The following is a 20410-nucleotide window of genomic DNA, read 5'->3' as shown; positions in this document are numbered from 1 at the left end:
ACCGTCAGTCCGTCCTTACGCAGGACGTCGGTGATGGCCTCCGTAGTCTGCGCGGTCGACCCGTTCGTCGTTCCGTAGGCAACCAGCACCCTGCTCAGCACGCCGGTCCGCCTCCTCTTATGGCCTTCGTGGCCTTCCTCATGCAGGCTTGTCGACCACCACTCATGTGCCTTCCTCTTCAGCGCAGTCGACGCAGGTAAGGGCCCTGGGCCCGACGCGGCAGCAGGCGTACACGTGCGTCGAGCACCGTGGCCTCGCCGGGTGTCGCCAGGACGGCGTTGAAGTCGGCTTCGACGAGCTGCGGCAGGTCGCTCGTCATCCGCGACAGGTGCAGGAGCAGCTGTTCTCGACCTTCGAGGTCGACCGGTCGGCCGCCGTGCGCGCCGAACAGCAGCGGTGCGCAGCGCGGTGCGGCGTTCAGGTGTGAGCGGGGCCTTCGGCCGCTTGGCGGTGTACGTCAACAAACTCACCACGGCCTCGGGGGCCTGTGACGAGGGCAGACACTTCGTGGCCCGTCGTGCAGCAGCACGCAGCGTCCTCGAGCCACGCCTCGCCGGAGACCTACCGCTCCGGGTTTCGCAGCCGCGCATGTTCCGCGCACGACGCGGCGATGCTCTCCGCCATGATCACTCCGGACGGGCGGTCGGTGCCGAAACTGGGGAGGCGCCACTCGCACCGCTCCCACCGCGAGCCCTGGACAAGCCGCACTGACAGTCCGTGGCGCGCCGCCTCGTCCACGGCCTCCAGGCTGGAATCCGATCCATCGACCCCCACGGCCAGCGGAAACTCCATCGTCCCACCGCCCTTCCGCCCAGCCACTGTGCGAGCCCCTGTGAAGACCGTCGCACCGGCCTGGACCCACCGCGACACGCGCCCCGCACTCGGAATGTCTCCGCCCGGGTTGCGCCACGCCGATTAGCGGCGATGGTGGAGTCATGCGGCCGGGAGTAAGACGCCGCTGGGTCCCACCCGCCGCCATGGCTTTCGCATCTGCCGCGTGATGAGACGTCCGTGACCGGACAGGAGCCCGTCTCCACTTCGAGGTCGCGGGGAAGGGACGGCGATCGTGGTTGCGAGGACCGGCGTTTTGGGCGCCATGACCAAGGAACATCGCGAGCAGCTCATGTCACTCGCTCGTGAGGTGTCGTTCGCGGAGGGCGAGCGCATCTTCAACGAGGGTGGCAAGGCAGACCACTTCTGGATCATCCACACGGGAACGGTCGCTCTCGACCTTCACGTGCCTGGGCGGCGGGCAGCGGTCGTCGAGACCCTCGGCGCGGGCAAGATGCTGGGCTGGTCCTGGCTCGTCCCTCCCCATCACTGGCATCTGGGAGCCGAGGCCGACAGCCCGGTGCGAGCCTACGAGTTCGACGCGACGGCGGTGCGTGAGCTGTGCGCGAAGGACCCAGGTCTGGATCACGAGTTGTGCACTTACGTCTCCGGCGTGCTCGCGCGTCGGCTCAGGTCCGCCCGGGTGCGACTGCTCGACCTGTACGCGCCCCACGGTGCGGGCGAGGTTCCCTGACGAGGCGAGACGAGGTGCTTCGAAGTGCCACAGACCCCGCACATCGTGAGCGATGTGATGACCCAGACGGTTGTGGCTGTCGGCCGCGACGCGCCCTTCAAAGAGATCGTCCGGACCTTGGAGCAGTGGAAAGTCAGCGCGATGCCCGTCCTTGAGGGCGAAGGCCGCGTGATCGGTGTCGTCTCCGAAGCCGACCTGTTGCCCAAGGAGGAGTTCCGCGACGACGACCCGAGCCTCTTGGAGCAACGTCGGCGTCTGTCCGACGTCGCCAAGGCCGGAGGAGCCACGGCGGAGGAGCTCATGAGCACCCCCGCCATCACGGTCCACCCCGACGTCACCCTGGCCCAGGCAGCCAGAATCATGGCCGTCCGGCACGTCAAGCGCCTGCCCGTGGTCGACGACATCGGCATGCTCCAGGGCATCGTCAGCCGAGCCGATCTGCTGAAGGTCTTCCTTCGGTCGGACGAGGACATCGAGGAGGAGGTCCGCCGCACCGTGGTCTCCTACCTCTTCCCGGCCTTCAGCCACGCCATCCACGTGAACGTGCACGAGGGGGTCGTCACCCTCCGCGGACACATCCGCGACACCTCGCTCATCTCGGTCGCCGTGCGCCTCGTGCGCGCCGTGGAGGGCGTCGTGGACGTCGAGCCCCACCTCACCGGCGGCGAGTCCGGCACTCCGTCTGGACCAGGTGGCGTGCAGTGATGGGAGTGGCCTGCGTCGGCGCGCTGGGCACGCGTCACTACGTGGTCGAGAACGTTTCTCACGCACCTCTCGACCGAAGGAATGCGGCGCCCCGTACGGGTTCGCGCCTTGAGCGGACACGGACCCATCCCGCCCCTACTTCCTCATATCTGCGGAACGACCGCGACCGGACACGGCGCGTGATGCAGCACCGCATGATTGACCAGGCCCAGCTGCAGACCGACGTGCCCATGTCGTCTGCGGGCTCCGACGACGAGCAGATCAGCACGGGACGCGGCATTCAGCAGCGCCTGTCGTGCCGAGCCCTCGACCACCTCCCTGCTCACCGGCACGTCCTGGTACCGCTGCTCGGGCTCGCGCAAGGCGTCAGCGAGCACCTGGGCAGGCGGCCGCTCAAGGGCTTGAAGGGCGTAGCCGGACAAGCCCGGAGGCCCAGGGTTCCCGACCGGGACACTCCAGGCATGCACCGCCAGGAGCCGACAGCGCCGCACACGAGCCTCGCGGAACGCGAAGTCCACGGCCGTACCGCTGCCCTCCCCGTCCTCGACTCCGACGACGACGCACCCGAACCCTCCGTGCCGCTGCTCCACCCCGCCGCGCACGACGACGACCGGGCAGTCGGCACGGGCGGCCACAGCCAGGCTGACCGAACCGAGGAGCAGTCCGGCGAGACCTCCCAGCCCTCTGGACCCGAGGACCAGAGCGAAGGCGTTGCGTCCCTCGCTGACCAGCGCGGACGCCGCGTCCTCGGTCAGCACCTCATTCGACAGCCGTACCGCAGCAGCACTCTTTCTGGCTCGCTCCGAGGCAGCGGCGACCACATCTGACACGTCATGATCCGCTGAGGCCGCGTGCAGGAGACGGAGCGGCACCTCGTGCCGGGCTGCCTCGTCCGCGGCCCATTCCACCGCTTCAAGGCTCGCCTCGGACCCGTCGATGCCGACCACCAGGGGAACCGCCATCGCTTCCGCCTCCTCCTCGTTCCGGACTTCACGTCCGTCCGTTCGCCGCCGTTCCGGGACCACATGAGCCGCGAGGAGATCTGGGGTACTCCTCAGGGAAGAAGCGCCGTGCTCAACGCGCCGGCCCAGAGGCTCATGCGCTGCGCTGACTACGTCCCACAGCCGGCTCGCGCGGCCAAAGACTCACCGAGACCGCAGCAGTCCGGAAAGCGGCCACACTCGCCGTCCTTCCAGCTTCGTACGAGACGGAGGCAGTCGCCATGGAACGAGTCCTCACCGTGGGCCTCGACGGCTCACCCGAGAGCCTCGCCGCTGCCCACTGGGCCGCCGACGAAGCCCAGCGGCGCAAACTCACCCTGCGCCTGCTGCACGCGTGGCCGCTACTGGTGCCGGAACCGACCGCCGTCCCCTCCGAAGTGGACCACAACTACTGGGCGAAGCGCCTCGTGCACAACGCCCAGAAGGAACTCCAGGCGCCCCATCCCGGCCTCACCGTCGTCGGCAACCTGGTCGCCGACGACGCGCAGGACGCACTGATCCACGCGGCGTCCGAGTCGGAGATGCTCGTGCTCGGCTCGCAGGGCCTGACTCCGGCGGAGAGCTACTTCCTCGGTGACATCGCCCTGTCCGTCGTGGCAAGCGCCGAGCGGCCCGTGGTCCTCGTACGCGCCGACAAGCGTGCGGAAGGGGCCTCGACGCCTGAGTCAGGTGCGGCAGGCGGAGTGGTGGTGGGGCTGAAAATGCACGGCCCCTGCAACGACCTGCTCGAATTTGCCTTCACTACCGCAGCAGTTCGAGGCGTGCCCCTCCGCGCCGTCCACGGCCGCGCCATCCCGATCCACGCGTACGCCCCGTGGGGCGTGGACCACACCGTGACCCAGGGGATCATCCAGGACGCACAGAAACACCTGAGCCAGGCCCTCCGCCCCTGGCGCGAGAAGTTTCCGGGCGTGGCCGTGACGGACGACATCCGCCTCGAAAGCCCCGCCAGGGTCGTCGTAGCAGCCGCCGAACGCGCCGAACTCCTGATCGTGGGTCGGCGCATCCACCACGCCCCGGCACCACGCCTGGGCTCCGTGGCCCAGGCCGCCGTCCACCACGCACGCTGCCCGGTCGCCGTCATCCCCCATGAGTGAGCCAAGCAACTACAGGAAGCCAGTGTGTCGGACCACTGGCGTCACGGACGGGCTGCTGCCGTCCGCTGTCCGGGCACTTGCTACGCGGCCGGGTTCGACCCTCGCCGGTCAGCGCACCGGGCGGGAGCCGGCGCGAACGCCCGGCATCCGCCTGGCCGCTGACAACGGTGACCTGGGCCCTGGTCGGTCGCGTGCTCTCCGGTGAGCCCGCGTGCCAGGTGTGGCCGGGAACAGTGACGACGGGCACCCGGACGAGATCCACGGTTCTCGCTCCCTCCGCGGCGGCCGCCCGCGCCCCTGCGCTACGGCCGAACGACCCCGCTGCCGGTGCCTCTGGCAACGCCGATGGCCAGAGATGGCAGCCGTGGGGGTGTTCCCTCCGCCGGTAGCCACGGCCACCCGTAGCGGCGAGCGGGCAGCTGGCCCGTCAACTGCGACACCGATGATTGAGTCGGCCCCCCGGAGGCGCCGACCGCGAGCGCGGGCCGGCGCGGCTCGGCGGAGGCAACCAGGGTGCGCTCCTCGTTCGCCCGGCCCGTGCGCCCAGGACGCGTGAAATGCAGGCGCTCTCCAAGGAGCGGACAGTGGAGAGAGACTTGTCCCGCGAGCGCCCGAGGAGGGAGCAGCGACATGCTGCATCGACTGGTCGGAGACCTCATGACCACGGCCGTGGTGAGTGTGCGGCGGGACATGGGCTTCAAGGACATCGTCCAGCACCTCACGGAGCACGACATCACCGCAGTGCCCGTCGTCGACGATCAAAGCCGCCCGATCGGCGTGGTCTCGGAGGCGGACCTGCTGCGTAAACAGGAAAGCCATGCGGATCCGGGCGGACACGTGACCGCCGCACACCTGCTACCCACAGAAAGCGCCAAGGCCCACGCGCTGACCGCCGAGGGGTTGATGACAAGCCCCGCCGTCACTGCGCGGCCGCAGTGGTCGGTCGTGGAGGCGGCCCGCGCCATGGCTCACCATCACGTCAAACGGCTGCCCGTCGTTGATGACGTCGGCCGGCTGGTGGGTATCGTCAGCCGTGATGACCTGCTGCACGTCTTCCTGCGGCGAGACGTCGCCATCCAGGAGGAGATCACGACGGATGTGCTGACCCGAACCCTCGGCCTGCGATCCGGCGAGGTCACCGTCCGGGTCGCCGACGGACGGGTGACGCTCAGTGGCACCGTGCCGCAGGAAAGTCTCATCCCCATCGCAGTACTACTCTCCGAGAGCGTCGACGGTGTCGTCGATGTCACGAATCACCTCCGCGCAGAGAGCGAGACCACAGCCGGCACACAAGGGCGGTGACCCTCATCCTGCTCCAGGGCCGACTGGCGAACCGGCCGGCTCGGCTGGCCGAACGCTGGGAAACCCACCGAGAGCGCTTGCCCGTCGGGGCGTCGGTCTCGCCCGTGAGTCACCGGACGAAGCGGCCTTCGAACTCGAGTCGAGGGGACTACGGCTTCCATCTGTGCGCCGACGCCGGCCCTGGTGAGGACACCATGGTCGTTCCGGGCCGATCAGATACCGGGTCACCCAGATGCACCCCCGCACACCGGTCGGCAACGAGTCCGCACCACTGACCGTCAGCAAGTTGCCGCCGTCCCCGATGCCGGTGGCCGAAGCACGACAGCGGCTGGACCTCACCGGGTTCCCGTTCGTGCTCTTCGCCGACGACAGCCACCGGCCGCGGCAATGTCCTGTACCACTGCTACGACGGCCACCGCGGCCTGATCACACCCACCGAACAGTGGCTAACACAATGAGGCGCGTCCTACCGGCCTGGTCTCTTCGCCTGCCGGTCTGGCGTTCGTAGCGCAGCCGCGTCGGCGCTTGCCTCCAGGCCGCTGCTCACCTCCCGCAACGGGCGGCGGATGGACGCGGGGAACACGCCGGGGCGGATCGTGCGGGTGGTCGCTGAGCGGCACGCCGGGCTGGCGGGGCTGGCGGGGCTGGCGGGGCTGGCGGGGCTGGCGGGGCTGGCGGGGCTGGCGGGCGAGCTGACCGCCGACGGGGTGTCGCTGTCGCCGTCGGAGGACGACGAGCAGGAGCAGGCCGCCGCCGACACGGAGAAAGCGCACGTCACACGACTGGCCCCCTGCTGTGGCGCGGACGGTCCCGCGCATCGAGCGTGATCTGGGCGGGACAACGACGCCCCGGCCGAGCTCATAGAACGGATCCTCATGCCCGTCACCGTGAAAGACCACCGGGTACCCCACAAGTCCACCGTCCCCGCGAATCAGGGCGAGGACGTCGAACTCTTCGTGCGGGAGCGCGACGGCACGCCCCCCGGCCACCTCAACGAGCGCACGGCCGTCCTGATGCTCCACGGCCGGAGCGTTCCGGTGCTCGCGGGCTTTGATCTCGATTTCAAGTCGTACAGCTGGGCCGATGCGCTGGCGCAGGCCGGTTACGACGTCTTCATGATGGACCTCCAGGGCTCGGGGCTGTCGCCGCGGCCTAAGATGGGCGACCCTCGCAACGTCAACCCCGCCCAGCAGAACCTTCTGAAGCCGAGACCTCCAGGTTTCACGCCGGGCCCGCCGAACTATCCGTTCCAGCTGACCAACTCGAACAGCGACCGGGACGAGCTGAACACCGTCGTGGAGTGGATCATCCGCGAGCGCGGGGTGAAGAAGGTCGCCTTCATCGGTTGGTCCGCGGCCGCGTTCACGATGGGGCCATACGCGGTCAAGAACCCGGGCAAGGTGTCGAGCCTGTTCCTGCTGGCGCCGATCTTCCCGCCCGAGGGCACGTCGAACGCCCCCGACCCGCTGCCGCAGCCCGGCTTCCCGACGTTCCTGAGCACGAAAGACGGAACCTGGAACGGGTGGAGCAACGAAGTGCACTGCGAGGGCCAGCGCGAAGAAGAGATGCGCGACAAGGTATGGAACGCGATCATGAAAAGCGATCCGGTGGGCAGCACGTGGGGGCCGGAGGGTGAAGGACGCAATCGCATCAGAAACTTCGTCCGGTGGGGCTGGAACAAGACCACCGCGGCACAGGGCGGCGTCCTCGGCGGCAGCGTGCCGGTCCTCATCGCGTACGGGGAACACGACAAGCAGGCGAACACGTCGAGCGGAGATCCGGAACTCAACTTCTCGGTCCCCGCGCTGTACAACGCCATCGCCGGCGACCACAAGCTGATGGTCAAGCTGGACTGCGCCGGGCATTCGGTGGTGTGGGAGATGCAGCACAAGAACGTCCACAACCTCTCGAAGCACTGGCTCAAGCACCTGAAGGTCGACGGCAAGGCCCAGGGCATCTTCGACATGAACACCAACGGCGACATCAGCCCGGCTCCGTAGAACAGCCGAGCCCTCGACCCGCGAACCGTGGGGGCCCAGGGGCTGAACGTCAGCCTTGCGCCGTCGTCAGGGCCGCCACAGGCACCAGCGAGATGAGTCCGCCGTCTGCGCGCCCTCGCCCGAACGGCGGGCAACGGCATCCTCCGCGCCCTGGGTGCGAGCGTGACAGGGTGGATCATCTGGTGTATCCAGCAACGCCGCCCTGGCGCTGATCCCGTCGTCCACCCGGATCTGGTGGTCCCGGTCATCCAAGACCCGGACCTCGGGCTGCCGTTCATCGAGGCCCCTTGATCGAGCCCGCACTCCCTGGTGGCGACATAGATCGCGGAGCCGGGATGTCGGGACTGCAGCAGCAGCGTGGAGGCCACGAAACGGTCGTCGGGCACCTCCAGGTCGAGCCAGTGCAGCCTGTCGCCCTTTGCACTCGGCGAGACGGGGTGGGACGACCGATGTGGTGTCCTTGCCGAGGGTTTCCCAGTGCATCGGTGCTCCTCCCGGCACTGCGTCCGATGGACCGGCCGCCCCGTTCGGCCTCCCGCTTCCAGGCTCCTTTCACTCCCGGTGCAGCGCGACCTTGAGGGCTCCTGTGGTGGCGCCCTGCGAGAACACCTCGTAGGCGTGCTCCATCCGGTCGAGGCCGAAGGAGTGGGTGACCAACTGGGAGACGGGCAGGCGTCCGAACCTCAGCAGTTCCAGCAGCCACGGCGTGGAGGACGTGTCCACCTGGCCGGTGCTGATCGTCACGTTCTTCCGCCACAGGGACTCGAGATGCAGTGTGGCCGGTCTGCCGTGCGTCCCGATGTTGGCGATGTGCCCTCCCGCCCGGACGGCATGGGTGCACAGGACGAAGCCGTCCGGTTCGCCCGATGCCTCGATGGCGACGTCGGCGCCCGGTCCCTCGGACAGCTCGGCGATCATCTTCCCCGGCACCTCGGCGGCATCGGCCCCCACGCGAGCGGCGGCTTCCAGCCGGGCGTCGGAAAGGTCCACCACGATGATCCGGCGGGGTGAGTACAGCCGCGCGACGGCGACCGTGGCGAGACCGACGGGACCCGCGCCCACCACGACGACAAGATCTCCAGGGCCGACGTGTCCGTTCCGTACCCCTACTTCGTAGGCGGTGGGCAGAACCTCGGCGAGCAGAAGCGCGTCGTCGAGCGGGACCGCGGGAGGCCGTCTGTGGGTCGAGTGGTCGGCGAAGGGGACCCGCACGAACTCGGCCTGGGTTCCGTTGATCTGGTTTCCCAGGATCCAGCCACCGCCCCCGCGGCATTGCCCGCGCATGGTGTCTCGGCACGCCTGGCAGCGGCCGCAGGACGAGACGGACGACACGATCACCTCGTGGCCGGGGCGCAGGCCGTGGACATCACGGCCGACCTCCACGACCTCACCCACGGCTTCGTGGCCGAGGACCCTCCCCGGTTTCACCTCGGGGAGGTCTCCTCCCAGGATGTGCAGATCACTGCCGCAGACGGTGGTGGCGTCGACGCGCACGATCGCGTCGGTCGTCTCCTCCATCGCGGGGTCCGGGGCGGTGTCCCAGGAGATGTGCCCCGGGCCGTGGTAGACGAGCGCTCGCACGGTACTCACTCCCTCGCTCCCCCACCTCCACGGTCGCCCCGGCGGGAGACCCCGGCAACACGGAGCACCGGGTCGTCGTGCGTGTTGCGTCAGTCCGGCTCCATATAGGGGCGGCGGAAGACCGGGGCCTGGCCGGTGCCCCAGGGGCGTACGGCTGCCAGCGCCCGGGCGACCGCGGACTCCAACGGACCGCTGGTGTCGACGGCGACGGCCTCGGGCCACTCGGGTTCCCTGGCCGCCATGGCGGTGGCGATGTCGAGATCGGCGTCCGACGGCCCGGAGGCGCGCGTGTTCAGGCGGGCCGCTGACACGTCGTCCGGGACGTGGCAGTGCAGGGCGACCAGGTCGGCGCTGGTGCGTTCGGCCACAAGCCGTGCCGATTCACGCTGTGCCGTGTCGGACCAGGTGGCGTCCAGAACGACGGACTCGCCGGCGGACAGCAGGGCGGCCGCCCGGTCGAGGAGGGTGGCGTAGGTCCTGGCGGTCCACTCGGGTGTGTACAGCCCTTCGCCGTAGCCGGCCGCCGCGGACTGTTCCGCGGGCATACCCGCCAGTTCCTTGCGGACGCGGTCGCTGCTGAGCAGGGTGACCCCCAGCCGGTCGGCCAGCGCACCGGAGAGGGTGGACTTCCCGCTGCCCGGCAGCCCGCCGACAACGGTCAGGCCGACGGCGGAGGTGCGCAGGTGGCGCAGCGTCGTCGAGACCAGCCTGCGTGATGCCGCCCCCGCGTCTGGCGCGCCCTGGCGGGCCTGGATCAGTGAGACCTTGGCACGGACGAACGCGCGGTAGGCGACGTAGTGGTGCCACAGCGACGCGGGTGCCGGATCACCGGAGTACTCGCTGTACTGCGCGAGGAAGGAGGAGGCGGCCTCCGGGGCGCCGAGCTGTTCCAGGTCCATGGCGAGGAAGGCGGCGTCGTCCAGGCCGTCGACGTAGCGCAGCTGGTCGTCGAACTCCAGGCAGTCCAGGACACGGGGTCCGTCATCGAGGCAGAAGATGTCCTCGGCGAGCAGGTCACCGTGGCCGTCGACCACGCGCCCTTGCTCGACACGGGACGCGAACAACCCCTCGCGGCCTGCGAGATAGCGGCGCACCAGTTGTTCCGTCTCCGTCATCCCCTCGGGCACGGAGCCGTCGTCGGCCAGCGCGTGGACCTGCGCGAAGCTGGCCTCCCAGCGCGACGACAGGGCGTCCCGCGTGCCCTGCTCGTCCACGTCCGGGCCACGGGGCGCTTCCGCGTGCCACGCGGCGAGGTGCCGGGCGACGGCCCGGAGGACATCGTCCGGGACGGCCCCTTCTCGTACCAGGCGGGAGAGACGCCGGTCCGCGGGCATGCGTCGCATCACCACGAGAGGTTCGGGCGCCTCCGCGTCGGGACTGCGGAACTCGCCCAGACCCAGGTAGACGTCGGGGGCGAAGCGGCGGTTGAGAGCGACTTCGCGTTCGCACGCGTCCTGGCGCGCCGCGCGCGAGGTGTAGTCCAGGAATCCCAGGTCCACCGGTTTCTTGACCTTGTAGGCGCGGTCTCCGGCGAAGAAAACGATTGCGGTATGGGTCTCGCACACCTGCGCGCGCGGGCGCGGTGGCCCGGGGTGGCCGGGCTCAGCCATGGGGGACGACGGCGACGGGGCAGCGCCCGTGATGGATGGCGGCGTGGGTCACGTGGCCCAGGTGGGGTGCCATGTCGTGCCGGTGTGTGCGCCGGCCGACGACGAGCAGCGCGGCGCCTTCGCCAGCATGAACGACGGCCTTCGCGGGCGTCTCGAGCCGGATGGCGTGGGCCGCGTCCACCTGCGGGTACTTCTCGCGCCAGCGGTGCAGGGCCTTGCTCAGCTCCTGCTGCGCGTCCCCTGTCATCTCTTCGGTCACGGCGTGGTCCACGCCCCAGGGCACGCGCGCGTGCAACGGCACGCTTCGGCCGTGCACGGCCAGGAGCGCAACCCCTCTGACCGCGGCGGTGTGGAAGGCGAAGTCGAGCAGTTCGTCGCTGGATCCGTGGAGTTTCAGTGCCACGACCACACGGTTCGCCGGCGTCGGCTGCGCTGTCCCGTATCCCGTGCGGACCAGGACCACCGGCCGCTCTGTCCGGGCAACGACCGGCATGCTGACGTCACCCAGGAAGTAGCTTCCGACGGAATCCAGCCCCCGTGAGCCGAGCACGATCAGCTCGGAGTCCGACGCCGCCTGGAGCAAAGCCTTCCGGGCGTCGTCGGCCACCAGGCTCCCGATGATGGTCAGACCCGGGTGGCTGGATTCCAGTTCCGCGCGCGCGGTGTGGACGAAGCGCTTCGCCCAGTAGTTCTGATCCACTTCCGAAGGGACACGGGCCGGTTCCGGCACCAGCAGCGGCCACGCGTGCAGCAGGCGCAGCGTGAGTTTGCGCCTGTCCGCCTCGTCGGCGGCCCAACGGGCGGCGGCGAGGCTCTCGGGTGAGCCGTCGAGGCCCACGGTGATCACTGGCTGCATGGCGGCGGCCTCCGTCTCGTACGAAACTGGATACGACGGTGGGTGACGGTGAACGAGTCCGATGGCGTGCATGCTCCGGACGTCGCCGACATGCCGAGCGCGGTGCTTCTCTCCTACGAGGAGTACCCCAATATCCTCCCCGGCGCATGCGGAGCCGTAGAGGGGAGGAAGTCCAGGCACCTGGCACATGGCACCTGCCACGAGAGGAGACGGGTGCGGTGGCGATTCCCGTGGTGATCGGCATCGACGGATCCGAATCGAGCCTGGAGGCGGTGGCGGTGAACTGGGGCGCCGCCGAGCCGGCCCGGCACAGTATGTCGCTCCGCCTCGATTCCGCCCTGCGTGGCCTTGTGCAGCGGTATCGCGACGCCCGGGCGAACCCCATGGTCATCGAGGGCCCGGCCCGCCGAGCACTGCTGGACGCGGCATCGGAGGCGGACCTGCTGGTCGTCGGCGCACGCAGGCGGCAGGGCCACCCGGGCCTGCAGCTGGGCTTGATCAATCACGCACTCCTGCATCACTCGCCGTGTCCCGTCGCGGTCGTTCCCCAGGTATGACCGACATGACCGGGGTCTACGGCGAGGGACCAGGTCGGCGTCCGGCGAAAACCTGGGCCGGAAACCCGCCCCACAGGGACTTTCGGCCCTGTGCCGCGAGCCCGCTGCCGGTCGACTGTGGGAGCTGGTGGTGGGGGACGGACCAGCGAGATGCTGGAGGCCGACTCATGAGCGCACAAGGTTCGCCGTATGCATCCGGCCCGCCGTCCCGGCGCGGCGATCACGCGTACAAGGGCGCGAACTCCCTGCGACGTACCTCCGACAGATTCGAATGCTGGGTCCGCCGCGTCCTGATGGTCGTTCTCGTCCTCGGGCTGCCGGCAGCCGCGGTCAGCGCGGGACTGACGGCGTACGAAGCGTCGATGGGCACCGTGCGTTCCCAGGCGGCGGAGCGGCACCAGGTCACCGCCCGACTGACAGCGGGCGTCCAGAGCGACGAGGGCTGGGCGAAGCGACCGGCTCAGGTCCGCTGGACCGACACCAACGGTGTCGTGCGGACGGGAGCGGCCCTCGTGAAGCCGGGAACTCCCAAAGGCGCCACCGTGCGGGTGTGGGTGACGCGGGAGGGAACCGTCACCAGTCCGCCGACGAGCACTCTCAATGCGACGAGCCGTGGCTGGATGGTGGGCGCCATGGCGGCGTTCGGCGTGGCCGCCGGATCCTACGCGGCCTTGGCAGGCATGCGCCTGGTCCTGGACCGGAGAAGGTATGCGCACTGGGACGCCGAATGGGACCTGGTGGAACCGCAGTGGTCCGCGCGCTTCCGCCGGTGACGAGCAGGAGGCGGGACGGAACCCCAGGAGGTGACACCGATGTCGGATGCGACGACCACCGATCTGTACGAAGTCACGATGGCCATGTCCTACCTGCGGGAGGAGATGACCGGCCAGGCGACGTTCAGCCTCTTCGTCCGCAACCTGCCCCCTGAACGCGGCTTCCTGGTGGCGGCGGGGCTCGAGTCGGCACTCGACTACCTGGCCGACTTTCATGTCGGCCCCGAGGACGTCGACGCCTTCGCTTCCGCGCTGCACAGGCCGCCAGGGGACCTGGAGCCGCTGCTCGGCCTGACATTCACCGGCCAGGTGCGGGCGGTGCCGGAGGGGCGGATCGTGCTCGCGGGCGAGCCGCTGCTGGAGGTGACCGCACCGCTTCCGCAGGCGCAGTTGGTAGAGACGTATGTGCTCAACCAACTCAGCCATCAGACGACGATCGCTTCGAAGGCCGCGCGCTGTGTCGTCGCGGCGGCCGGTCATCCGGTCGTCGACTTCTCCTTGCGGCGCTCCCACGGGCCGCAGGCGGGGTTCCAGGCCGCTCGTCTGGGTGCGACGGTCGGCTTCGCCGGGACCAGCAACGTGGCGGCGGCCACCGCCGAGGGCATCCCCGCCGTCGGCACGATGGCCCACTCCTTCGTGGAGGCGTTCGCCTCGGAGGAGGACTCGTTCCGCGCCTTCGCCCGGTCCCACCCCGGCCCGGTGACCCTGCTGGTGGACACCTACGACACCGAAGAAGGAGTCCGCGTAGCGGCACGCGTACTGCGGGACCTCGACCGCGGACCCGGCTCAGCCATACGTCTGGACAGTGGCGACCTCGGGAGCCTGGCGGCCCGCGCCCGCTCCCTCCTCGACGACGCGGGGTTGCCGGACGTGCGGATCGTCGCCAGTGGTGGTCTCGACGAGTACGCCGTGGACGACCTCGTGCGCTCCGGAGCACCGATCGACACGTACGCCGTGGGCACCCGTGTCGGCGTGTCGGCCGACGCGCCGTATCTGGACTCCGCCTACAAGCTGGTCGAGTTCGACGGCCGCCCGGTGATGAAGCTCTCGTCGGCGAAGGTGACGGCGCCCGGCCGCAAACAGGTGTTCCGCCGCCCAGGCTGCGCCGACGAGATCGCTCTCGCCCATGAGCAGCCCCCCGCCGACGGCGCTCCGCTGCTGGAGACGGTGATGCTGAACGGGCGGCGCACCGGCAGGCGGCCCATGCTCGACGAGTGCCGGGCCAGACTCGCCGCGGACCTGGGAGAGTTGCCCTCGGCCGCCCGCCGGATCCGAGCGCCCGTCGCGCCCCGGGCGACGACCTCCGAGCGACTGAGCGTACTCACGGCCCGCGTCCGGCAGCGCATCGAGGACGAGATGCCTGCCGCCTCCGCACGGCCCCAGGTCCCAGAAAGTGCCCCGCCCGGATCACATCGGTCCGTACCTAGGTGAGGAGGAGAGCGATGCCGCATACGTTGGAATGGACGATTCACCTTCACCTGTTCGAGGACGACACGGGAACGACGAAGGCACATCTGACCCTGGACACCGGCGCCACAGAGCTCACCGGTCGCGGCACCGCGCACTGCCATCCGGCGGACGCGAACGTGCCGGAGATCGGTGACGAACTGGCAGCGGGCCGGGCCATGAACAACCTGGCCAGGCAGCTGCTGAAGACCGCCGAGCGCGACATCGAGGGCATGGGCGCATCGCAGCCACACAGCCGGGAGGTCACCGGGTGGCCCACGTGACCGACGGCGACACAGCGACACCCAAGAAGGAAGTCAAGGAGGGATCAGCCATGACACACCCCGCACGACACAGCAGAGGTGGTCTTCCGGCAGCCCTGCGGGAGCTGGAGGACCTGCGTACCAGGGTGGACCAGCTCATGCACACCGCCTTTTCTGGTGGCGGCTTCCCCGGGTTCGGTACGGCCGAGCCATGGGCCCCCTGGCAGACATCGAGGACACCGAGGACGCCTACCTGGTGGAACTGGAGCTGCCCGGAGTGGACAAGGACCAGATCACCGTGGAGGTCGCCGAAGGTGAACTCGACATCCACGGTGAGATCGAGGAGAAGGAACACACCGGGACGGTCCGCCGACAGACCCGTCACATCGGCCAGTTCGACTACCGCACGATTCTGCCGCCGAACTCCGACACCGAGCACATCAGCGCGGATCTGAACAACGGAGTCCTCACGGTGAAGGTCCCCAAGACCGAGAAGGGCAAGGCTCAGCGCATCGAGATCACCGGCTGAGCGGGGCGACGGGTGTGCCGGAGCCGGGTGGGGTGGCCTCCGCGGCTGACCGGTCCCACGCGGCCGCCCGTCGCGCGTGACACGTTGGACACAGCCTCATTCTGAGGAGAGGGCGGACGCCATGCGAGCTCACCTCGGCGACCAACTCGTCATCGAACGCACGACGACCGGCGCCGCCAAGCGCGACGGCGAGATCGTCGGACTCCATCACGAGGACGGAACGCCTCCCTACGACGTGCGCTGGTCGGACACGGACGAAGTGACGCTCGTGTTCCCCGGGCCCGACGCACACATCCGCCATCTCGAACACGGACAGCCCGGGAGCACCCTCACCCCCTCCGGCCCCGACACGGCCGAGGCGAACGTCATGCCGCCCAGGGCACCCGGCCCCGGTGACATCGGCCGACGCGTGGCCGCCGAACGCCGGAGACAGAACCTCAGCCGAGAGGAGACGGCCCGCCGCGCCGGCATGGCCTCCGGCTATCTGGATTACCTGGAGGAACAGCCTGCCGACCCGAGTATGGCGACCCTCATCAGGCTGGCCGACGCGCTGGGCACCACCGTCACCACGCTGCGCGGAGGAGGAATGGATCTGCCACCCGGCCACGGACAGGCACTGCAGCATCCTCAGCTGCTGGACATCGGCCCGGAGGAATGCCGCACCTTGCTCTCCACCCACGGCGTGGGGCGCGTCGCGGTGTCGGCGCAGGGCGGCCGCCCGGCGGTCGTGCCGGTCAACTACGACGTCATCGATGACGCGATCGTCTTCCGGACCGCGCCCAACCTCACACCCGCGGCAGCCGTCGGAACCGAGGTCGCCTTCGAGGTCGATCACATGGACGAAGCCCTCAGCCGGGGCTGGAGCGTCCTCGCCGTCGGCCCCGCGAGCGTTGTGACGGAACCCGACACCGTGCGCAGACTCACCGAAGACGCCCACACCACGCCATGGCCGGGCGGTGAACGCGAGATGTGGGTGTCGATCCGGCCCACACACCTCACGGGCCGCCGCATCACTCCAGCCGATGAATGACCAGGCAGTCGCCGGTCATGGAAGAGCGCTCCCGTCCCGACGGCTACCGAAGGGTGTTCTGATGAGCCGGCCAGCACCGTCCGACGAGTGGGTGGCCTCCGTGGTACACGACGCGGTGGCCGCGCCGTCGATGCACAACGTGCAGCCCTGGCGCTTCCGCTATCTCCGGCGCAGCCGCGCTTTCGAGGTATGGGCCGACTTCGAGCGCACCATGCCGCACTCCGACCCCGATACCCGCGGCCTTCATCTCGGCTGCGGTGCCGCCCTGTTGAACCTGAGGGCAGCCATCGTCCACGAGGGCCGGCACCCGGAAACCCGGCTGCTGCCCGACCTCACCGACCGGTCACTCCTCGCGAGCGTGCGGTTGGCCGGCCGTACGAGCGGTGAGAGCGGCCTCGACGCACTGTATCCGGCGATCCGCCAACGGCACAGCAGCCGCTACCCGTTCGAGGAGAGACAGCTCCCCGAGGCCGTGCGGGAGGCTCTCGCCGCGGCCGCTCTCACCGAAGGAGCGGCATTGACGTTCCCCACCTCATGGCATCTGGGGGAAGTGCTGGAACTGGCTCAGGAAGCGGAGGCACGCAACATCACCGACCGCGGCAGCGACCAGGACCTGGCCCGGTGGACGCGTATCGACGCCCCGTCGGTGAGCGCCGCCGACGACGGAGTCCCGTACTACGCCTTCGGTCCGCGCAAGCGCGGGGGCAAGGCTCCCATGCGCGACTTCGCGGGCCCTCGGCGGGTGGCGGGACGTGACGCGGCGGACTTCGAGCAGAACCCTCAACTGGCTCTGATCAGCACGGATCACGACCGCCCGGAGGACTGGCTCCGCGCCGGCCAGGCGATGGAACACGTCCTGCTGCTGGCCACTCGCGAGGGGCTCGCCAGCTCCTTCGTGACCCAGCCTCTCGAATGGACGGACCTGCGCTGGCCAGTGCGCGACCCGATGACCGGGACGGGCTACACGCAGGTCCTGCTGCGCCTGGGCTACGGCCCCCACGGTCCCGGCACACCACGCCGCCCTGTGTCGGAGGTACTCGACATCGAAGCCTGACCCTGGACTGTCCACGGCCGGGGACCACGCCCAGCCGTCGTCTCCAGGGTCGTCGCGACCCGACGCACCGCAACCCGGCGACGGCCCCGGTCCGAGTGCCGCCCGAATGTCGCGGCGGCGTGCGGGCGGTGCGACGGTATTCAGAGGGGGTCTGTCAGCAACGGGACGGAAGGCGGTGGCCCCGATGGAACTCCCGCTGGTCGTGGGCGTCGACGGATCGGAATCCAGTCTGCTGGCGGTCGACTGGGCGGTGTACGAAGCGGACCGCCACAGCCTGCCGCTGCGGCTCGTCCATGCCTCCCTCTGGGAGCACTACGAAAGAGCCCGGCCCGCCTTCAGCACCGATCGCCCCGCCGGAGAGGTCATGGCGCAGAACATCGTCGCCTCCTGCGCGGAACGAGCCAGGCTCCGCGACCCCGAGGTGAAGGTGTCCGCCGACGTGGTGGCCGCCGATGCGGTGTCCACGCTGCTTCGAGCGGGGTCCGAGGCATTCGCCCTGGTCACGGGCGTTCATGGCCGCGGCGAGGTCGCCGGGCTGCTACTGGGATCGGTCAGCCTCACGGTGGCGGCTCGCGCCATGTGCCCGGTCATCGTCGTCCGAGGCGACGAGCGCAACCTCCGGGGATCCCTCGGCCGGGTCGTGGTGGGAGTCGGCGATGCGACTGGAGGCGCGGGTGCCGTGCGGTTCGCCGCCCGCGAGGCCGAGGTGCGCGGCTGCGCTCTGACCGCCGTACGAGCCTGGCGCAGTCCGGTTCACGAACCAGGCTCCCCTCCCACTGAGTCCCTCCCGGGCGGCCCCCGGCTCGCGGCGGACGCCGCCGTGGCGCCCGAGGAGCAAGTATCGGCCACCCTCGGCGACGCGCTGCGCGAGGTCGTACGGGAGCACCCCCAGGTCGATGTCAGCCACCGCGCGGTCGAGGGCCCCGCCCACCGTGTCCTGCTGGAGGCGTCGGCCGATGCCGACCTGATCGTCGTCGGTGCTCTGCGCCGGCACGGGCATTCCGGTCTGCAACTCGGCAGTGTCGCCCACGCCCTGCTGCACCACTCCGCTTGCCCGGTCGCCGTCGTCCCTCATCGGGTCTGAGGTTCGCCGGTGCAGGCACCCTCCCACGGCTCACCAACTGAGGAGGGCGACGGATGTCGGAGTGGACCTGGGCGTGGAAGGGATACGACCCCGCTGCCGAACAGCTGCGGGAATCGCTCTGCACGCTCGGCAACGGTTACTTCGCCACACGCGGCGCGGTGCCCGAGTGCCGGGCGGGCCTGGTGCACTACCCGGGAACCTACGCGGCCGGATGCTACAACCGCCCGGAGTCGACGGTGGCGGGACGACAGGTGGTGAACGAGGACCTGGTCAATCTCCCGAACTGGCTGCTCCTGCGGTTCCGCCTGCGCCGCGCCGAGGGTGCGTGGAGCCCTTGGTTCGCCCCCCGTCCGCACACCCTCCTCGCCCACCGGCACACCCTGGATCTGCGCCGCGGAACGCTCACCCGTACCTTCCGCCACCGGGACGAGAGAACAGGCGTGGTCGCCGTCGAGCAGACCCGCCTCGTGCACATGGGTGATCCTCATCTGGCCGCACTACGGACGGTCTTCACCGCCGAGGACTGGTCGGGAGAGGTCGAGATCGAGTCCTGCCTCGACGGCGAGGTGACCAACGGCAATGTGCACCGCTACCGTGCCCTCAACGGCCACCAGCTGACCCAGGTGCGGACCGGGGCGAGGGAACCCCACACGGTCTGGCTGACCTGCCGGACCAGTACCTCCGACATCGGTGTGGCCATGGCCGCCCGGACGATCGTCACCGACCGGCCACCGGCCTTGTCGGAGCTCCGCCCGGCCCGCCACCGTGCCGTTCACCGCCTGGTGCTCCCGCTCGCTCCCGGCCGTCCCGTCGCCGTGGAGAAGACCGTGGCGCTGCACACCTCACGCGACACGGCGATCAGCGATCCTCTCGGGGCGGCGGTAGACCGACTGTCCTCGGCGGACGACTTCGCGGGCCTGCTGAACTCCCATGTAGCGGCCTGGGATCGGTTGTGGCGGCGCGCGGAGATCCAGGTGCCTGGTCAGTCCGGGCGCGTCCTGCGCTTCCACCTCTTCCACCTCCTGCAGACGCTGTCCCCGCACACCGCGGACCTGGACGCGGGCGTCCCCGCCCGGGGCCTGCACGGCGAGGCGTACCGGGGCCACGTCTTCTGGGACGAGCTGTTCGTCCTGCCGCACCTGAACCTGCACTTTCCGGAGGTCTCCCGGGCTCTGCTGAACTACCGGTACCGACGCCTCCCGCGGGCCTGTGAAGCCGCCGCCGCCATCGGCCGGAGCGGGGCGATGTACCCCTGGCAGAGCGGCAGCGACGGTCGCGAGGAGACCCAGGAGTGGCATCTCAACCCCCGCTCGGGGCGCTGGCTACCGGACCACTCCCGGCTCCAGCACCACGTGGGCTCGGCGATCGCGTACAACGTGTGGCAGTACTGCGAGGCCACCGGTGACACCGAGTTCCTGCACACGAGGGGTGCGGAGATGCTGCTGCAGATCGCCCGCTTCTGGGCGGACCTCGCGGCCTTCGATCCCGCGACGGAGCGCTACCACATCCGCGGAGTCGTCGGCCCCGACGAGTACCACGACTCCTACCCGGGCGCCGCTCAGCCGGGGCTGAACGACAACGCGTACACGAACGTCACCGCCGCCTGGGTACTCGGCCGCGCCCTGGACCTCCTGCGGCGCCTTCCCGCCTGGCGCCGGGAGGAACTGCGCGATCGCATCCGGCTGAACCTCGGGGCGATGGCCGGGACCCTCGACCTGGTCCAGCGTGGACTGACGGGACTGGAGACGCGCGAGGACGCCCTGTGGCTGGACCCCGTGCCTCTTCCGGCGCTCTCCGAGTACGGCTTCTCGCTGCGCTATCGCGGCCACTGGGGGGTAGGCATACGGCGCCTGAGCGGACAGTTGCAGATCGGCGTGCCCGACTCGGAGGAATCAGCTATCCGCGTGGTGCTGGCCGACCGAGCCGTGACGATCGCGCCCGGGGAGACCTGCACGCTCGTTCTGAAGGCGGATGATCCGAGCGAATGAGCGTGGCGC

General features: G+C 69.8%; 18 protein-coding genes and 2 pseudogenes. 15 read left to right on the top strand and 5 right to left on the bottom strand.

The window, feature by feature from the left end:
- Window positions 1–178: 178 nt before the first annotated feature.
- Window positions 179–436: pseudogene (locus tag OG841_RS44675) on the bottom strand (acetate--CoA ligase family protein); the annotation flags it as partial.
- A 660-nt stretch (window positions 437–1096) separates the two neighbouring features.
- On the opposite strand from OG841_RS44675, the gene OG841_RS44670 reads away from it, so the two are divergent.
- Together OG841_RS44670 and OG841_RS44665 are read left to right on the top strand one after the other, a co-directional pair.
- Window positions 1097–1525 carry a Crp/Fnr family transcriptional regulator gene (locus tag OG841_RS44670; protein ID WP_328636121.1) on the top strand — a complete coding sequence of 143 codons (429 nt, stop codon included), beginning with the start codon at window positions 1097–1099 and terminating at the stop codon, window positions 1523–1525.
- A 24-nt stretch (window positions 1526–1549) separates the two neighbouring features.
- Complete coding sequence (locus tag OG841_RS44665; RefSeq protein WP_371570033.1) at window positions 1550–2230, top strand: CBS domain-containing protein; 681 nt, start codon at window positions 1550–1552, stop codon at window positions 2228–2230.
- A gap of 143 nt (window positions 2231–2373) precedes the next feature.
- On the opposite strand, the gene OG841_RS44660 is transcribed toward OG841_RS44665, so the two are convergent.
- The gene (locus tag OG841_RS44660) at window positions 2374–3192 is read right to left on the bottom strand and encodes a universal stress protein (protein ID WP_371570032.1); all 819 of its coding nucleotides are present in this window, start codon (window positions 3190–3192) and stop codon (window positions 2374–2376) included.
- Between the two features lie 260 nt (window positions 3193–3452).
- Between OG841_RS44660 and OG841_RS44655 the strand changes: the two genes are divergently transcribed.
- The 4 genes from OG841_RS44655 to OG841_RS44640 all read left to right on the top strand — a co-directional run bounded on the left by OG841_RS44655 (window position 3453) and on the right by OG841_RS44640 (window position 7630).
- Window positions 3453–4328: a universal stress protein gene (locus OG841_RS44655; protein WP_371570030.1), complete on the top strand. Its 876-nt coding sequence runs from the start codon at window positions 3453–3455 to the stop codon at window positions 4326–4328.
- 630 nt (window positions 4329–4958) lie between these two features.
- Entirely contained in the window at window positions 4959–5630 is a 672-nt protein-coding gene (locus OG841_RS44650; RefSeq protein ID WP_328636125.1) for a CBS domain-containing protein, read from the top strand.
- 596 nt (window positions 5631–6226) lie between these two features.
- Entirely contained in the window at window positions 6227–6457 is a 231-nt protein-coding gene (locus OG841_RS44645) for a hypothetical protein (RefSeq protein WP_371570028.1), read from the top strand.
- A 129-nt stretch (window positions 6458–6586) separates the two neighbouring features.
- The gene (locus tag OG841_RS44640) at window positions 6587–7630 is read left to right on the top strand and encodes an alpha/beta fold hydrolase (protein WP_365121409.1); all 1044 of its coding nucleotides are present in this window, start codon (window positions 6587–6589) and stop codon (window positions 7628–7630) included.
- Between the two features lie 552 nt (window positions 7631–8182).
- Here the strand turns inward: OG841_RS44640 and OG841_RS44635 are convergent.
- The 3 genes from OG841_RS44635 to OG841_RS44625 form a co-directional block, all read right to left on the bottom strand.
- A complete protein-coding gene (locus OG841_RS44635; protein ID WP_365121407.1) occupies window positions 8183–9211 on the bottom strand; it encodes an alcohol dehydrogenase catalytic domain-containing protein in 1029 nt (342 codons plus the stop codon).
- A gap of 89 nt (window positions 9212–9300) precedes the next feature.
- Window positions 9301–10821, bottom strand: a complete 1521-nt coding sequence (locus OG841_RS44630) for a bifunctional aminoglycoside phosphotransferase/ATP-binding protein (RefSeq protein ID WP_328636127.1) — start codon at window positions 10819–10821, stop codon at window positions 9301–9303.
- Window positions 10814–11677, bottom strand: coding sequence for a universal stress protein (locus tag OG841_RS44625; RefSeq protein ID WP_371570026.1), 864 nt, complete (start codon window positions 11675–11677; stop codon window positions 10814–10816). Before OG841_RS44625 ends, OG841_RS44630 begins: the two co-directional genes overlap by 8 nt.
- Before the next feature lie 389 nt (window positions 11678–12066).
- Here OG841_RS44625 and OG841_RS44620 point away from each other — a divergent pair.
- From OG841_RS44620 to OG841_RS44580, 9 genes and pseudogenes are all read left to right on the top strand, one after another.
- Window positions 12067–12234 (top strand): annotated as a pseudogene (locus OG841_RS44620) (universal stress protein); the annotation flags it as partial.
- A 167-nt stretch (window positions 12235–12401) separates the two neighbouring features.
- The gene (locus tag OG841_RS44615) at window positions 12402–13007 is read left to right on the top strand and encodes an Rv1733c family protein (RefSeq protein WP_328636129.1); all 606 of its coding nucleotides are present in this window, start codon (window positions 12402–12404) and stop codon (window positions 13005–13007) included.
- A gap of 39 nt (window positions 13008–13046) precedes the next feature.
- The gene (locus OG841_RS44610; RefSeq protein ID WP_365120517.1) at window positions 13047–14438 is read left to right on the top strand and encodes a nicotinate phosphoribosyltransferase; all 1392 of its coding nucleotides are present in this window, start codon (window positions 13047–13049) and stop codon (window positions 14436–14438) included.
- An 11-nt stretch (window positions 14439–14449) separates the two neighbouring features.
- Window positions 14450–14737, top strand: coding sequence for a DUF1876 domain-containing protein (locus OG841_RS44605; protein WP_371570023.1), 288 nt, complete (start codon window positions 14450–14452; stop codon window positions 14735–14737).
- A gap of 190 nt (window positions 14738–14927) precedes the next feature.
- Entirely contained in the window at window positions 14928–15245 is a 318-nt protein-coding gene (locus OG841_RS44600; RefSeq protein ID WP_371570021.1) for an Hsp20/alpha crystallin family protein, read from the top strand.
- A 121-nt stretch (window positions 15246–15366) separates the two neighbouring features.
- Window positions 15367–16275, top strand: coding sequence for a DUF1918 domain-containing protein (locus tag OG841_RS44595; RefSeq protein WP_328636133.1), 909 nt, complete (start codon window positions 15367–15369; stop codon window positions 16273–16275).
- A 61-nt stretch (window positions 16276–16336) separates the two neighbouring features.
- Window positions 16337–17329, top strand: a complete 993-nt coding sequence (locus tag OG841_RS44590) for an Acg family FMN-binding oxidoreductase (protein ID WP_328636134.1) — start codon at window positions 16337–16339, stop codon at window positions 17327–17329.
- Window positions 17330–17513: 184 nt separating this feature from the next.
- Window positions 17514–18413 carry a universal stress protein gene (locus OG841_RS44585; protein WP_371570019.1) on the top strand — a complete coding sequence of 300 codons (900 nt, stop codon included), beginning with the start codon at window positions 17514–17516 and terminating at the stop codon, window positions 18411–18413.
- Between the two features lie 53 nt (window positions 18414–18466).
- Window positions 18467–20401 carry a glycoside hydrolase family 65 protein gene (locus tag OG841_RS44580; protein ID WP_328636136.1) on the top strand — a complete coding sequence of 645 codons (1935 nt, stop codon included), beginning with the start codon at window positions 18467–18469 and terminating at the stop codon, window positions 20399–20401.
- The last annotated feature ends 9 nt before the right edge of the window (window positions 20402–20410 follow it).

The sequence above is a fragment of the Streptomyces canus genome (genome assembly GCF_041435015.1).
GTDB lineage: Bacteria > Actinomycetota > Actinomycetes > Streptomycetales > Streptomycetaceae > Streptomyces > Streptomyces canus_G.
This window is presented reverse-complemented; position numbering and strand designations above follow the sequence as displayed.

Bases quoted from the DNA above. Each gene is read 5' to 3' on its own strand.
- OG841_RS44600 (WP_371570021.1), top strand. From the start codon at position 14,928: ATGGGCCCCCTGGCAGACATCGAGGACACCGAGGACGCCTACCTGGTG.
- OG841_RS44610 (WP_365120517.1), top strand. From the start codon at position 13,047: ATGTCGGATGCGACGACCACCGATCTGTACGAAGTCACGATGGCCATG.
- OG841_RS44650 (WP_328636125.1), top strand. From the start codon at position 4,959: ATGCTGCATCGACTGGTCGGAGACCTCATGACCACGGCCGTGGTGAGT.
- OG841_RS44655 (WP_371570030.1), top strand. From the start codon at position 3,453: ATGGAACGAGTCCTCACCGTGGGCCTCGACGGCTCACCCGAGAGCCTC.
- OG841_RS44605 (WP_371570023.1), top strand. From the start codon at position 14,450: ATGCCGCATACGTTGGAATGGACGATTCACCTTCACCTGTTCGAGGAC.
- OG841_RS44670 (WP_328636121.1), top strand. From the start codon at position 1,097: ATGACCAAGGAACATCGCGAGCAGCTCATGTCACTCGCTCGTGAGGTG.
- OG841_RS44585 (WP_371570019.1), top strand. From the start codon at position 17,514: ATGGAACTCCCGCTGGTCGTGGGCGTCGACGGATCGGAATCCAGTCTG.
- OG841_RS44660 (WP_371570032.1), bottom strand. From the start codon at position 3,192: ATGGCGGTTCCCCTGGTGGTCGGCATCGACGGGTCCGAGGCGAGCCTT.
- OG841_RS44625 (WP_371570026.1), bottom strand. From the start codon at position 11,677: ATGCAGCCAGTGATCACCGTGGGCCTCGACGGCTCACCCGAGAGCCTC.
- OG841_RS44615 (WP_328636129.1), top strand. From the start codon at position 12,402: ATGAGCGCACAAGGTTCGCCGTATGCATCCGGCCCGCCGTCCCGGCGC.
- OG841_RS44595 (WP_328636133.1), top strand. From the start codon at position 15,367: ATGCGAGCTCACCTCGGCGACCAACTCGTCATCGAACGCACGACGACC.
- OG841_RS44590 (WP_328636134.1), top strand. From the start codon at position 16,337: ATGAGCCGGCCAGCACCGTCCGACGAGTGGGTGGCCTCCGTGGTACAC.
- OG841_RS44630 (WP_328636127.1), bottom strand. From the start codon at position 10,821: ATGGCTGAGCCCGGCCACCCCGGGCCACCGCGCCCGCGCGCGCAGGTG.
- OG841_RS44580 (WP_328636136.1), top strand. From the start codon at position 18,467: ATGTCGGAGTGGACCTGGGCGTGGAAGGGATACGACCCCGCTGCCGAA.